The organism is Anaeromyxobacter sp. (assembly GCA_016718565.1).
Classification (GTDB): domain Bacteria; phylum Myxococcota; class Myxococcia; order Myxococcales; family Anaeromyxobacteraceae; genus JADKCZ01.
Genome location: JADKCZ010000001.1, coordinates 211,734 through 225,504, shown reverse-complemented (window position 1 = coordinate 225,504; position 13,771 = coordinate 211,734). Strand labels below are relative to the sequence as shown.

11 protein-coding genes are annotated in these 13,771 nt (G+C 75.2%); 3 read left to right on the top strand and 8 right to left on the bottom strand.

What is annotated here, in order from left to right:
• Positions 1 to 2,568, bottom strand: coding sequence for a PBP1A family penicillin-binding protein (locus tag IPO09_00960; protein MBK9515922.1), 2,568 nt, complete (start codon positions 2,566 to 2,568; stop codon positions 1 to 3).
• A 140-nt stretch (positions 2,569 to 2,708) separates the two neighbouring features.
• On the opposite strand from IPO09_00960, the gene IPO09_00955 reads away from it, so the two are divergent.
• On the top strand, positions 2,709 to 3,257 hold the full coding sequence (locus IPO09_00955; protein MBK9515921.1) for a hypothetical protein: 549 nt from the start codon (positions 2,709 to 2,711) through the stop codon (positions 3,255 to 3,257).
• A 40-nt stretch (positions 3,258 to 3,297) separates the two neighbouring features.
• Here IPO09_00955 and IPO09_00950 read toward each other — a convergent pair whose 3' ends face one another.
• Positions 3,298 to 4,269: an RluA family pseudouridine synthase gene (locus IPO09_00950; protein MBK9515920.1), complete on the bottom strand. Its 972-nt coding sequence runs from the start codon at positions 4,267 to 4,269 to the stop codon at positions 3,298 to 3,300.
• A 68-nt stretch (positions 4,270 to 4,337) separates the two neighbouring features.
• Positions 4,338 to 5,336, bottom strand: a complete 999-nt coding sequence (locus IPO09_00945; GenBank protein ID MBK9515919.1) for an MBL fold metallo-hydrolase — start codon at positions 5,334 to 5,336, stop codon at positions 4,338 to 4,340.
• 343 nt (positions 5,337 to 5,679) lie between these two features.
• Here IPO09_00945 and IPO09_00940 point away from each other — a divergent pair, with 343 nt between their 5' ends.
• Both IPO09_00940 and IPO09_00935 read left to right on the top strand, forming a co-directional pair.
• Positions 5,680 to 8,295 (top strand): response regulator, encoded by a 2,616-nt coding sequence (locus tag IPO09_00940; GenBank protein ID MBK9515918.1) that lies wholly within the window; start codon positions 5,680 to 5,682, stop codon positions 8,293 to 8,295.
• Between the two features lie 31 nt (positions 8,296 to 8,326).
• Positions 8,327 to 8,944 (top strand): PilZ domain-containing protein, encoded by a 618-nt coding sequence (locus IPO09_00935; GenBank protein ID MBK9515917.1) that lies wholly within the window; start codon positions 8,327 to 8,329, stop codon positions 8,942 to 8,944.
• 13 nt (positions 8,945 to 8,957) lie between these two features.
• Here IPO09_00935 and IPO09_00930 read toward each other — a convergent pair whose 3' ends face one another.
• The 5 genes from IPO09_00930 to IPO09_00910 are packed head-to-tail and all read right to left on the bottom strand — an operon-like array spanning position 8,958 to position 13,771.
• Positions 8,958 to 9,833 (bottom strand): DMT family transporter, encoded by an 876-nt coding sequence (locus IPO09_00930; protein ID MBK9515916.1) that lies wholly within the window; start codon positions 9,831 to 9,833, stop codon positions 8,958 to 8,960.
• A gap of 10 nt (positions 9,834 to 9,843) precedes the next feature.
• Positions 9,844 to 11,187: a phenylacetate--CoA ligase gene (locus IPO09_00925; protein MBK9515915.1), complete on the bottom strand. Its 1,344-nt coding sequence runs from the start codon at positions 11,185 to 11,187 to the stop codon at positions 9,844 to 9,846.
• A complete protein-coding gene (locus IPO09_00920; protein MBK9515914.1) occupies positions 11,184 to 11,933 on the bottom strand; it encodes an ABC transporter ATP-binding protein in 750 nt (249 codons plus the stop codon). Before IPO09_00920 ends, IPO09_00925 begins: the two co-directional genes overlap by 4 nt.
• Entirely contained in the window at positions 11,927 to 12,691 is a 765-nt protein-coding gene (locus IPO09_00915; GenBank protein MBK9515913.1) for an ABC transporter ATP-binding protein, read from the bottom strand. The genes IPO09_00920 and IPO09_00915 overlap by 7 nt, the downstream gene beginning before the upstream one ends.
• A 3-nt stretch (positions 12,692 to 12,694) precedes the next feature.
• Complete coding sequence (locus IPO09_00910) at positions 12,695 to 13,771, bottom strand: branched-chain amino acid ABC transporter permease (GenBank protein MBK9515912.1); 1,077 nt, start codon at positions 13,769 to 13,771, stop codon at positions 12,695 to 12,697.

Here is a 13,771-nt window from a genome sequence, read left to right as displayed (position 1 = left end):
CTACTGCATGAACAGGTCCTGCACCTCCACCGGCTTGGGCGGCTGGCCCTCGCCGGCGCCCTTCGGCTCGGTCCCCTCCTTGAAGGGCTCGAGCACGCCGCGCTCGCCCGGGCCGGCCACCTGCCCGGTGTCGGGGTCGATGCGCACCTCCACGATGCCGGCCGGCGGCACGAACTCCTCCTGCGGCCGGTCCCGCAGGGCGGCCGACATGTAGTCCAGCCAGATGGGCAGGGCGGCGCGGCCGCCGGTCTCGTAGCGGCCCAGCGGCGTGACGTTGACGTCGTAGCCCAGCCAGACCCCGGTGGCGAGGTCGCGGGTGAACCCCATGAACCAGGTGTCGAAGGAGTCGTTGGTGGTGCCGGTCTTGCCGGCCGCCGGCTTGCCCAGCCGGGCCGCCTGGGCGCCGGTGCCCACCGTGGCCACCTCGCGCAGCAGGTGCACCACCTGGTAGGCGGTCCGCTCGTCCATGGCCCGCGCCCGCGGGCGCGTCACCTCGGCCACCGCCGCGCCCAGGCGCGTCGAGAGCGGCACCCAGGGGTCGCGCGGCTCGGTGTGGTCCTCCAGGGTGCGCCCCTCCCGGTCGAGCACCCGCCGCACCATCACGCCCGGCCGCTTCTCGCCGTAGCGGGCCAGCAGGGCGTACACGCCGGTGAGCTCCCAGAGCGAGACGCAGGAGGAGCCCAGCGCGCTGCCCAGCTCCTGCTTGACCGGGGTGGTCAACCCGAGCTGCCGGGCCCACTCGCCCAGGAAGGCCGGCCCCAGCTTGCTGGCCAGCGCCTCGGCGGTCTTGACCGCCGGGATGTTCATGGAGTGGACCAGCGCCGAGCGCAGGGTGACGTCGCCCTTGAAGTCCTCCCCGTAGTTCTGCGGCTTCCAGGCGCTCTGGTCGTCGCGGAAGACGATGGGCGCGTCGGTCAGGATGGTGGCCGGCGTCCAGCCCAGCTTCTCCAGGGCCGCCGCGTACACCAGCGGCTTGAAGGCCGAGCCGGGCTGGCGGCAGGACTGGAAGGCGCGGTTGAACTCCGAGGCCTCGAAGTCGTAGCCGCCCACCATGGCCACCACCGCGCCGCTCACCGGGTCCACCGAGACCAGGGCCCCCTGCAGGGTCGGCTCCTGCTCCAGCGCCAGCAGCACCTCGGCCTGCGGCAGCTCCTTCAGGCGGGCCGGGTCGTTCTCCTCCCGCTCGGCCAGCTCGCGCCGCTCCACCCGGCGCACCAGCACCACGTCGCCGGCGCGCAGCACCGCGCTGGCGCGGCCCACCAGCGCGTCGGGGTAGGAGACCTCCGGGTTGGGCTTGCGGGCCCAGCGCAGCCCGGCCACCGGCAGCAGGCCGGCCTGCCCGCCCACCGTGACCGCGGCCGCCTTCTCGTCCACCCGGTCCACGATCCCCACCGCGTAGTCGCCGGGCCCGAGGGCCCCGGCCGGCCAGGCCCGGGCCAGCCGCGCCTGCAGGGCCTGCCGCTCCGCCCCCTCCACGTGCGACACCGGGCCGTGGAAGCCCTGGCGGTGGTCCACCTCCATGAGCCCCTTGAGCATGGCGGCCTGGGCGGCCCGCTGCTTCTCCAGGTCCATGGCCAGCTCCACCCGCAGGCCGTCCTGGAGGAGCCGCTCGTTGCCGTACCGCTCGACCACCTGCCGCCGCCCCTGCTCCACGTAGAAGGGCGCGGTCTCGCGGAAGACGTCGTCCACCCCGAAGACCTTCACCTCGGCGGCCTCGGCCCGGGCGCGCTGGTCGGCGCCGATGAACCCCTCCTCCACCATGCGGCGCAGCACGTAGCGGCGCCGGTCCTTGGCCGACTCCGGGTGGGCGAAGGGGCTGTAGCGCGAGGGGGCCTGCGGCAGGCCGGCCAGCAGCGCCGCCTCCTCCAGGGTCAGGTCCTCCACGTTCTTGCGGAAGTAGTTCTCGGCCGCCGCCTGCACCCCGTAGCTGTGGTGCCCCAGGTAGACGCCGTTCAGGTAGAGCCAGAGGATCTGCTCCTTGGAGAGCGACCGCTCCAGCCGGGTGGCCAGGATGAGCTCGCGCAGCTTGCGGCGCAGGGTGCGCCGCGTCCCCTCGGAGAACCCCTCGGCCGAGACCAGGATGGCCTTGGCGGTCTGCTGGGTGATGGTGGAGCCGCCCTTGACGCCGCGGCGCAGCACGTAGGTGGTCAGGCCGGCGCGCAGGGTGCCGCGCCAGTCCACCCCGCCGTGGTCGAAGAAGCGCTGGTCCTCGGAGGCCAGGAAGGCCTGGATGAGCCGGCGCGGGATGCGCTGGTACGGCACCACCTTGCGCCGCTCGGTGAAGAACTCGCCGGCGATCTGGCCGTCGGCCGAGATGACCTCGGTGACGATGGGCGGGCGGTAGCCCTCCACGCTCGGCAGGTCGGGCAGGCCGCTCGAGAAGTGCAGCCAGAGCCCCACCAGCGCCGCCAGCGCGACGTTGCCGAGCACCAGGGCGCCGTAGAGCGCCCACCGGAGGACGCGCCGCCAGGCCGGGCCGGCAGGCGGCAGGCCGGTGAGCACCAGCCTGGTCCCGGTCGGGCCGCCCGGGCCGGCCTCGGCCGGGGTCTGGTCCTGGGGTGAGCGCATGAGGGGGACGACCATACGCGGGGGTGGGGCGGGGGTTCAACGAGCCTTCTCGCGGCGACCCAGGGGGCGGGCGGACCCGGCGCCCGCCGGCGCCCCGGGGGGCGGGCGGGCGTGGTACGGCACTGGCAGAGGAGAGGCCCATGCCCCAGCCCCGCAGCGCCCCGTTCGCCGCCCCGCTCGCCGCCGCCCTCGCCGCCGCCCTGTGCCTGCCCGCCTGGGCCGCCGCCGCGCCCACCCCGGCGCCCGCCCCCAGGGCCAAGGCCTCACGCGCCCAGCCCACCGAGCGGATCGACAAGGGAGTGCGGTTCCTCCTCCCGGCCGGCTACGCGGTGGAGGAGAAGCTGGAGCACGAGCCGGGCGAGCTGAACGACAGGCTCTACCTGGCGCGGCGCGGGCGCAGCGAGCTCCGGGTCGAGGTGGAGCAGGGGGCCATGCACTGCACGCCGCAGGGGCTGGCCGGCGCCCCGCAGCAGCTCGCGGTGGGTGGCCGCCCGGCCTGCCAGACCCTCACCGACGCCCCGCCCAGCCTGGACCCGAAGATCGGCCAGCGCCGCTCGGCGGTGGTGCTGGTGCAGTTCGGCGACCGCTACCTGAGCGTCTTCGCCCTGGCCCCGACCGACCGGGCGGCGCTGGCGCTGGCGCGCGCCGTCGCCGAGAGCGCGGCCGAGGTCGCGCCCGCGGCCAGGTGAGGGCGGCGGCGGTCGCGAGCCGGCCGCCCCGCGCCAGCCCTCAGGCGCCCTCGGGCACCGGCAGGTTCATCATCTTCAGGACCTCGCGCAGCTCCGGCGGCAGCGGCGCCGTCAGCGCCAGCCTGGCCCCGGTGACCGGGTGCGGCAGGCTGAGCTTCCAGGCGTGCAGGAACATGCGCCTGAGCGCCCAGCGGGCCCGCGCCACCCGGTTGAAGTTGAAGTCGCCGTAGCGCGAGTCGCCCGCCACCACGTGGCCGGCCCCCTGCAGGTGGCGCCGGATCTGGTGGGTGCGCCCGGTCTCGATGACCACCCCCAGCAGCGAGGCCTCCTTCATCGAGGCCAGCACCTTCCAGCGGGTCAGGGCCGGCTGCAGGTTGACGCCCCGCTGCTCCTTGGAGCGGGCGGTCTGCTCGTGCTCGGAGAGCGGGGTGTCGAGCAGCCCGGTCTCGCGCGGCATCTTGCCCTTCACCAGCGTGAGGTACTGCTTCTTGACGTCCTCCTTGTGCTCGAACATGGCCGCCAGGGCCGCCATGGTGCGGCGGTTCTTGGCCACCAGGATGACGCCGGAGGTCTCGCGGTCGAGCCGGTGGGCCGGCGAGGGCTTGAACTCGGTGGCCGGCAGCGCGCTCGAGCCGACCACGTGCTGGCGCACCAGCTCCACCAGGGTGGCGCCGGTGATGCCGGTGCCCGGGTGGGCGGCCAGGCCGGCCGGCTTGTTCACGGCGAACAGGTCGTCGTCCTCGAAGAGCACGTCGAGCGCGGGGCCGCCCTGGCGCCGGCCCGCCGGGCCGGGGGCGGCCTTGGCCAGCAGCTTCTCCTGGTCGCCGAAGATGGCCACCCGGTCGCCCTCGACCAGCAGCTGCTCCGGCTTGCCGCGGGCCTCGTTCACCTTCACCTTGCGGGTGCGGAACATCTTGTAGACGTGCGACAGCGGCACGTCCTTCAGGGCCCGGCGGACGTACTTGTCGAGCCGCTGGCCGGCGGCGTCGGCGGAGACGGTGAGCTCGATCACGGGGCCCTTGTACTACAGATGGGGCGCCCGGCCCGCGGCCCGACCCGCCCCCGCCGGCCCCACCCGGATCACAGCAGCTCGAGCTGCTGCTGCTCGGCCAGCGGCTGGGCGCGGATCCCCTCGCGCCGGAGCGAGGCCGCCAGCTCGGCGGCGTGGCCGTGCACCGTGAAGACCCGGCTGGCCCCGGTGGCGCGGGCGTAGGCCAGCAGCGACGGGTAGTCGGCGTGGTCGGAGAGCGGGAAGGCCGCGTCCACCCCCCGGAAGAAGCGGTCGCCGTCGATGGCCCAGCCGGTCAGCACCGCGGTGCGCCGCCGCCGCACCGCGCGCATGGCCGGGCTGAAGGCCAGCTGCTGCGGCACCACCACCACCTCGCCCACCGGCGGCGCCTCGGGGTCGAGCACCCGCACCCCCGGCAGGGCCACGCCGTGCGCCTGGTAGACCAGGTCGATGGCGTGCACCACCGGGTGGACCCGGCAGGCGTAGCCGGCGCCGGAGAGGAAGGCCAGGATCTCCTGCGCCTTGCCCAGCGAGTAGCCGTAGAGCACCGGCGTGGCGCCGTCGGAGAGCGCGTCGTCGCAGAAGGCGCGCACCCGGGCCAGGGTCTCCGCCTTCCCGGGGAAGACGTAGCGCGGCAGCCCGAAGGTGGACTCCAGCACCAGCACGTCGCAGGGCATCACCTCGGCCGCCTCGGCGGCGTGGGTGGGCTCGGTGCACAGGTCGCCGGTGTAGCCCAGGGTGCGGCCGTCGCGGAAGGTGACGCGCAGCTGCGCCGAGCCGAGCACGTGGCCGGCCGGGAAGAGCTCCAGCGTGAGCTCGCCGAGGCCGAAGGGCTGCCGGTAGCCCACCGGCAGGTGCTCCGCCTTCACCTTGCGCTTCGGCTCGCCGAGCCGGTGGTTCATGAGGGCCAGCGTGGCCGGGGTGGCGATGGTCCGGTCGTGGCGCCCGATGTGGTCGCCGTGCGCGTGGCTGACGAAGGCGCAGGGCGCCCGGCGCCGCGCGTCGAGGTGCAGCGGCGCGCCGGTGATCTTGAGCTCGCCGCGGACGAGCTCGATGGGCGGGAGGCGCATGAGGGAGAGGATCTAGCGCACCGGGCTGACGGCGGCCGGACGGCGGCTGGACGGGGACCCGGACGGACCGTTGACTGGCCGGGGACCGGCAGCTGGACTGCCCGATCCCCGGGCCTGCGGCCACCTTGACGCTGCGTCCTGCGCGCCGGTGACGCGCCCGCGCGCGTCAGCCCAACCGCCGACAGTCATAATTGATTTTTTCCGGCTTCCGTCAAGGCTCCCGGGCGCGCCGCGGGACTACAGTGGTCGTCGCTCCATCGAATGGTCGGACCTGCACCGCTCCGGGGGGGGAGTAGATGGTTCCGCATCCTGCGCGCACCGGCCCGCCGGCCACCGCCTGACCATGGCCCGCGCCCGCTCCAGCTCCCGCCAGGGCATCCTCCAGCGCTTCCGTCGCTGGCGCGGCGACACCCTCGCCAACCGCTTGTCGCTGGCCGCGGTGGCCGTGTCGCTCCTGGTGCTGGTGCCGGCCGCGCTCCTCTCCTTCAGCTTCTCGGCCCGGGCGGCCCGCCTGGAGTTCGAGGCCCGCCTGGGCGCGCGCGCCGACCTGCAGGCCCGCGAGCTGGCGCTGTCCCTCCAGGCCACCCGCGAGGCGCTGGCCGACGTGGCCGGCGGCACCCTCCTCACCACCGCGCTCACCGATCAGGCCGGCTGGCGGCGCTACGGCCTCCCCTTCCTGCGCTCGCACCGGCTGCCGCTCCCCTACCCGACCCGCCTGGCGCTGCTCGACACCCGGGGCGGGATCCTCGGGTCCGGCAACGAGGCGCCCACGGTGGAGGCGTCGGAGTGGGCGCCCGTGGTGGCCGGCGCCTGGCGGGCCCAGGTGCACGGCGAGGGGGCCACGGCCCACTTGATGGTGATGGCCCCGGTGCAGTGCACCGCCTCGGGCCCGGTGGAGGGGGTGGTGGCGGCCGAGCTCCCGCTGGCCTCCCTGGCCGCCGGGCTGGCCGGCGCCGGCCAGCCCGCGCGGCTGCTCGACGGCGCCGGCCGGGTCCTGGCCGGCGACCAGCAGGGCTGGGCGGACCGGCTCACCGTCTCCCGGCCGGTCCAGGTGGCCGCGCCCTTCCAGGCCCTCGGCCTGCGCGTCGAGGTCGGCCAGCCGCGGGCCCTGCTCACCAGCTCCATCCTGGTGCTGGGCCTGGGCCACCTGGCCGCCGTGCTGGGGGTGCTGGGCTTCGCGCTGGTGCTGAGCCGGCGCCAGGCCGAGGCGCTGGCCGCCCCCATCCGCGACCTGGCCGCCTCGGCCTGGAGCATCTCCACCACCGGCGCCCTCGACACCCGGGTGGCGGTGGTGGGCCGCGACGAGGCGGCCCGGCTGGCCGCCGCCTTCAACGAGATGCTCACCGAGCTGGCCCGCGCCCGCGCCGCCACCGAGGCGGCCCTGCGCAGCGAGCGGCGCGAGGTGGAGGACGCCCTGCGGCTGGCCCACGGGGCCATGGAGCGCTCCAGCGAGGCCATCTCGGTCATCGAGGCCTCGGGGCGCGTCGCCTGGTGCAACGTGGCCGCCTGCCGCCTGCTCGGCCTGCCCCGCGACCAGGTGCTGGGCCGCCTGGCCTGGGAGGTGGACCGCAGCCTGACCGAGCCGGCCTGGGCCCAGCTGTGGGCCACCCTCGGCAGCGCCGGGCGGTTCGTCGGCGAGAAGCCGGTGCACGCCGCTGGCGCCCCGACCCGCTGGCTGGAGACCAGCGTCCACCCGCTGCAGCACGGCGGCCGCCAGTACTGCGTCGCGGTGAACCGCGACGTCACGGCGCGGCGGCAGGCCGAGGCGGCGCTGCGGCTGGCCGGGGTGGGGACCCTGGCGGCCGGCGCGGCCCACGAGATCAACAACCCGCTCACCAGCATCATGGGCAACCTGGTCTACCTGCGCGACCAGCTGGCCCGGGTGCGGCCGCTGGTCCCCGCCGAGATCGCCGCCGAGCTGGGCGAGACGGAGCAGGCCCTGCTGGACGCCATGCAGGGCGCCGAGCGGGTGCGCGACGTGGTGCGCGGCCTCAAGGCCTTCTCCCGCCCCGACGAGGAGCCGCTGGCGCCCACCGACGTGGCCGAGGTGATGCGCTCGGCGGTGGCCCTGGCCCGCAACGAGCTGCGCCACCGGGCCCGCCTGGTGGAGCGCTACCAGGAGGTCCCGCGGGTCACGGCGGTGGGCCGGCGGCTGGAGCAGGTCTTCCTCAACCTGCTGGTCAACGCCGGCCACGCCCTGGGCGACCACCCCGGCGCCGACCACCAGGTCACCGTGACGGTGCGGCCGGGCGCGCCGGGCGTGGTGGTGGCCGAGGTGTCCGACAGCGGGGCCGGCATGACGCCGGAGGTGCGGGCCCGCATCTTCGAGCCCTTCTTCACCACCCGGCCGGTGGGCGGCGGCACGGGCCTGGGCCTGGCCATCTGCCACGGCATCGTCACCTCGCTGGGCGGCCGCATCGAGGTGGAGAGCGAGGCCGGGCGCGGCAGCACCTTCCGCGTCCACCTGCCGGCCCTGGCCGCCTCGGCCGCCGAGGGCGCCGCCCCCCGGCCCGCCCCCGCCGCGCCGGCGCCGGCGGTCCCGCTGCCCTCCGGCGCCAGGCTGCTGGTCATCGACGACGACCCGCTGGTCCTCAACCTGCTGGCGCGGGCCCTCTCGGGCGGCCCGGAGGTGGTGACCCTGGAGGACGCCCGCGAGGCGCTGCGGCGGCTGCACCTCGGCGAGCGGTTCGACCTGATCCTGTGCGACCTGATGATGCCGGACCTCTCGGGCATGGACTTCCACGCCGCGCTGCAGGCCCACGACCCGGCGCAGGCGGCCGGCGTGATCTTCATCACCGGCGGCGCCTTCACGGCCCGGGCCCGCGACTTCCTGGCCACCGTGGGGAACCCCTGCGTCGAGAAGCCCTTCGAGGCCAGCGCCCTGCGCCAGCTGGTGGCGGAGCGGCTGCGCACCCTGTGGTCGAAACGGACGCTGGCGCCCGCCGACCCGGCCCCGTAACATCAGTGGTCTCCACGCGGGAGGAGACCCGATGACCGACTCGATCCAGAACCCCAGGCGCGTGCCGCGCGCCCCCGCTCGCTGCGAGGCCCGCTGCCTCCTGCCCGGCGGCGGCTTCTGGGCCTCCGACACCACCGACTTCGGCCCCAAGGGCTGCCAGCTGGCCGCGCCCGGGCCCTTCAAGAAGGGCGACCCGGTCAAGCTGGTGCTGACCAGCGAGCGGCTCGACTCGCCCCTGGCGGTGACCGGCACGGTGGCCTGGGCCAGCAGCCAGGCCCCCTGGCGCATCGGCGTGTCCTTCGACCCGCCCTTCCTCCCCACCACCGGCAGCTGGTTCGACCTGCTGGTGGCGGCCTACCCGGGCCTGGCCACCTACCAGCTGGCGCCCGACTCGCTGGCGCTGGCCGACACGCTGCACCTCGGCCCGGTGCCGCGGGTGGCGCCAGAGCTGGCCCCCGACGAGGTGGCGGTGATGCGCGCGGTGGGGCCGGGCCTCTCCGTGAAGGCCCTGCAGGAGCGGCTGGGGCCCGACTGGCGCGGGCTGGAGGGGGTGCTCTTCGCCATGATCGGCCGGAAGCTCCTCACGCTCGACCCGGCCGCGGCCGCCCAGCCGGCCTCCTGGGCCCCCTCGCTGGCGGCCCACCCCTAGGCGCGCCCGCGCCTCAGGCGGCGGCGCGCCCGACCCACAGGCCGCCCAGCTCGCCCGCCACCACCCCCACGACGATCAGGCCGCCGCCGACCCACCCGGCCGCGCCCAGCTCCTCGCCGGTGACCAGCCGGCTGAAGAGCGCCGCCGCCACCGGCTCCAGCGCGTAGATGAGGGCGGCCCGCACCGCGCTGGTGTGGCGCTGCGCCCAGTTCATCACGAAGAAGGCGAAGGCCGTCATGGCCAGGCCGGTGAAGGCCACCACCACGGCGAACTCCCGCCAGCGGGCGGTGTCGAGGCGCGGCCCCTCGAGCGGCGCCAGGAGCAGGGCCCCCAGCAGCACCACCGACACCTGCAGCAGGGTGAAGGGGACCAGCGGGTGCCGGTGCGACCACTCGCTCATGTAGGCGATCTGGAGCGCGTAGGCCACGGCGCAGCCCAGCGTCAGGAGGTCGCCGAGCCGCACCGCCGCGGTCACCGCGCCGGCGTCGAAGGGCCGGGTCAGCAAGGTCAGCCCCACCACCGCCAGCGCCGCGCCGCCCCAGGCGAAGCGGTGCACCGGCCGCCCCAGGGTGAAGCGGGCGATGAAGGGCACGATGGCCACCGACATGCCGGTGATGAAGCCGGAGCGGGCCGGGGTGGTGAGGGCCAGGCCCAGGGTCTGGAAGACGAAGCCGCCCAGCATGAACAGCCCGAGCGTCAGGCCGTGGCGCCAGAAGGCGGGGCCGAGGCGGTCGCGCCGCAGCACCGCCACCAGCCCCAGCACCAGCGCCGCGGTGGCGAAGCGGGCCACCAGGAAGACCCCGGTGGAGGCGATCTCCAGCGCCCCCTTCACCAGGGTGAAGGTGGTGCCCCAGAAGAGCGTCAGCACCAGCAGGGAGAGGTCGGCCACGGCGCGCCTTCTACACGACGTCACCCGGGGCCGCCAGCCCGGACGAGCCACCGCGCTGGTCCACCACCCGCGTGGCCTTGCCCTCGCTGCGGGCCAGCGACTTGCGCTCCACCAGCTTGACCGCCACCGAGACCCCCAGCTCGTCGGCCAGGCGGCGGGTGATGGTCTCGCGCAGGCCGCTCTGGCGGCGCATCTCGTCGAAGAAGATGGCCTCCGACACCTCCACCAGCACGGTGGCCTCGTCGATGGCGGCGCGGCGCGTCAGCACGATCTGGTAGTGGGGATCGGCCCCCGGGAGCGTCACCAGCACCGCCTCGATCTGCGAGGGGTAGACCTTGACCCCCTTGATGATGAGCTGGTCGTCGGTGCGGCCCAGCACCCGCCCCATGCGCGCCAGGGTGCGGCCGCAGGGGCAGGGCGCCGCGGTGAGGGTGGTGAGGTCGCCGGTGCGGTAGCGCAGCAGCGGGAAGGCCTCCTTGGTGAGGGTGGTGAGCACCAGCTCCCCCACCTCGCCCTCCCGGGCCGGCGCGCCGGTCTCCGGGTGCACCAGCTCCGCCAGGAAGTGGTCCTCGGCCAGGTGCAGCCCCTGCTTGGCCTGGCACTCGCCGGCCACCCCCGGCCCCATCAGCTCGGAGAGGCCGTAGTTGTCGGTGGCGGTGATCTGCAGCTGCTCCTCCAGCTGGCGGCGCATGGCCTCGCTCCAGGGCTCGCCGCCGAAGAGCCCCACCCGCAGCGACAGGGCGCCGCGCGCCACCCGCTGCTCGGTGAGCTCCTCGGCCAGGTGCAGGGCGTAGCTGGGCGTGCACACCAGCGCGGTGGTCCGGTAGTCCTGCATGATGCGCAGCTGCTGCCGGGAGTGGCCGCTCGACATGGGGATGACCGAGGCGCCCAGCAGCTCGGCCCCCTGGTGCAGCCCGAAGCCGCCGGTGAAGAGGCCGTAGTGGAAGGCCACCTGCACCACGTCGTCCTTGGTGACGCCGCCCGCCACCATGACCCGCGCCACCGCGTTCGACCAGGCGGCCAGGTCGTTGCGGGTGTAGCCCACCACCGTGGAGAGGCCGGTGGTGCCCGAGGAGGCGTGCAGCCGCACCACGTCGCGCAGCGGCACGGCGAAGAGGCCGTAGGGGTAGCTCTGCCGCAGGTCCTCCTTGGTGGTGAAGGGGATGCGGCGCAGGTCGGCCGGCGAGCGGACGCCGTCCGGGTCCACGCCGGCCTCGTCGAGCCGCCGGCGGTAGAAGGGCAGCGTCCGGTAGACCCGGGTCAGGGTGGCCTCCAGCCGCTCCAGCTGGAGCTGCGCCAGCGCCTCCCGGTCCATCCGCTCGATCTCCGGCTGCCAGCAGGTGGCTTCGCTCATCGCCGCTCCTCCCCCTCGCGCGCCGCGCTGGGCTCTCCGCCCAGGTAGGCGCGCTGCACGTCGCGGTTCTGCAGGAGCGCCGCGGCGCTCCCGGTCAAGACGATGCGCCCGGTCTCCAGCACGTAGCCGCGGTCGGAGAGCCTGAGCGCGCCGCGGGCGTTCTGCTCCACCAGCAGCACCGTGGCCCCCTCGTCGCGGATGGTGCGGATGGCCTGGAACAGGTCCTTCACCACCAGCGGCGCCAGGCCCATGGAGGGCTCGTCGAGCATCACCAGGCGCGGCCGGGCCATCAGGGCCCGCGCCATGGCCAGCATCTGCTGCTCGCCGCCCGAGAGGGTGCCGGCCAGCTGGGCGGCCCGCTGCTCCAGCCGCGGGAAGAGCCGGTAGGCGCGCCGCAGGTCCTCCTCCACCTCGCGGTGGCGCCCGCGCCGGTACTGCACGGTGGCGCCCAGCAGCAGGTTCTCCCGCACCGGCATGGTGGCGAAGACCTGGCGCCCCTCCGGCACCAGCGAGCAGCCCAGCATCACCACCTGCTCGGGCGGCAGCCGGGTCACGTCCCGCCCGTCGAACAGCACCTCCCCGGCGCGGCCGCGGCCCAGCCCCGCCACGGTGCGCAGGAGCGTGGTCTTGCCGGCCCCGTTGGCGCCGATGAGCGAGACGATCTCCCCCGGGTCCACGTGCAGCGAGACGTGGCGCAGCGCCAGCCGCTGCCCGTAGGCCACGTCGAGGTTCCGCACCCTCAGCACGCGTCGTCCCCCAGGTAGACGCGGATCACCTCGGGGTCCCGCTGCACCGCGGCCGGCGCGGCGTCGGCGATCTTCTCGCCGAAGCAGAGCACCGCCACCTCGTCGGAGATCTCCATCACCAGCGACATGTCGTGCTCCACCAGCAGCACCGTCACGCCGCGGTCGCGGATGCGGCCGATGAGGGTGGCCAGCGCGGCGGTCTCCTTCATGTTGAGGCCGGCCGCCGGCTCGTCGAGGAGCAGCAGGTCGGGCTCGGAGGCCAGGGCCCGGGCCAGCTCCACCCCGCGCTGCTGGCCGTAGGAGAGGCTGACCGCCTCGGCGCCGGCCACCTCGCCGAGCGAGAGGAACTCCAGCGCCTCCTGGGCGCGCCGCCTGGTGTCGCGCTCCTCGGCCCACCGGCCGGGCCAGTGGGTCAGCCCGGCCAGGAAGCCGGCCCGGGTGCGGGCGTGGCGGCCCACCATGACGTTCTCCAGCGCCGTCATGCCGGAGAAGAGCCGGATCTGCTGGAAGGTGCGCGACAGCCCGAGCGCCGCCACCTGGTGGGTGGGCCGGCCCTGGATGGCCTGGCCCTTGAAGGTCACGGTGCCCCGGTCCGGCGGGGTGACGCCGGAGATGAGGTTGAAGAGGGTGGTCTTGCCGGCGCCGTTGGGGCCGATGATCGCCTTCACCGTGCCGGGCGCCACCGTGAAGGCCACGTCCTTGACGGCCTGCAGGCCGCCGAACCGCTTGCCGAGCCCGGCCACCTCGAGCAGCGCCACGCCTCAGCCCTCCGCCGCCGGCGCGCCGGGCCGCCGCAGGAGCGCGCGCGCCGCCCCGGCCAGGTCGACCCGGAGCAGGCCGTCCGGGGCGAAGAGCATCACGGCGATGAGGATCACCCCGAAGACCGCGTCGTCGAAGGAGCCGAAGAGGCCACGCAGCGAGAGGAACTGCAGCGCCGAGCCGACCAGCAGGGTGCCCCACAGGCTGCCCATGCCGCCCACCGCCACGATGGCCACGTAGCGCACCGACTTCATCACCGCCGCCTCGGAGGGGCCGATGCCGCCGGTGTAGTGGGTCAGCAGCACGCCGGCCAGGGCCGCGAAGGCCGCCGAGAGCACGAAGGTGCGCAGCTTGAAGTCGGCCACGTCGATGCCCATGGCGCCGGCCGCGTCCTCGGCCCCGTGGATGGCGCGCAGCGCCCGGCCCACCCGCGAGGCCACCAGGTTGAGCAGCAGCCACATGCCGAGGGCCACCAGCCCCCAGGCCAGGTAGTAGTTCTGCACCCGCGCGGCGGCGCCGCCGGTCACCGCCAGGCCCAGCCCCAGCTCGAAGGCCGGCACGCCGGAGAGGCCGTCGGCCGCCCCCAGCCGCTCGGTGCCCACCACCACCGAGGAGACGATGGTGCCGAAGCCCAGGGTGGCCATGGCCAGGTAGTGCCCCTTGAGCCTGAGGACCGGCACGCCCACCAGGGCCGCCACCAGCACCGCCAGCGCCACCGCCGCCAGCGCCGCCGGCCAGGGCCGCACCGTGAGCAGCTCGCCGCCGTAGAGGTCGGGGCGCTGCACCAGGAGGTGCCAGCGCCCGGCCCAGGCGGTGAGCCCGGCGCCGCGGCCGGCCGTCAGGTCGAAGGTGGTGAGGAAGGCCGAGGTGTAGCCGCCGATGGCGAAGAAGCCGGCGTGGCCCAGCGAGATCTGCCCGGCGTAGCCCATGAACAGGCACAGCCCGATGACCACCAGCCCGGCGTAGGCGGTCATGGTGAGCTGCGTCAGGTAGAAGGGCTTGCCGCCCAGCGCGGTGGCCAGCTGCACGGCCACCACCACCAGGGCGAACAGGCCCAGCTGGGCGTAGCGGCTCCGCAT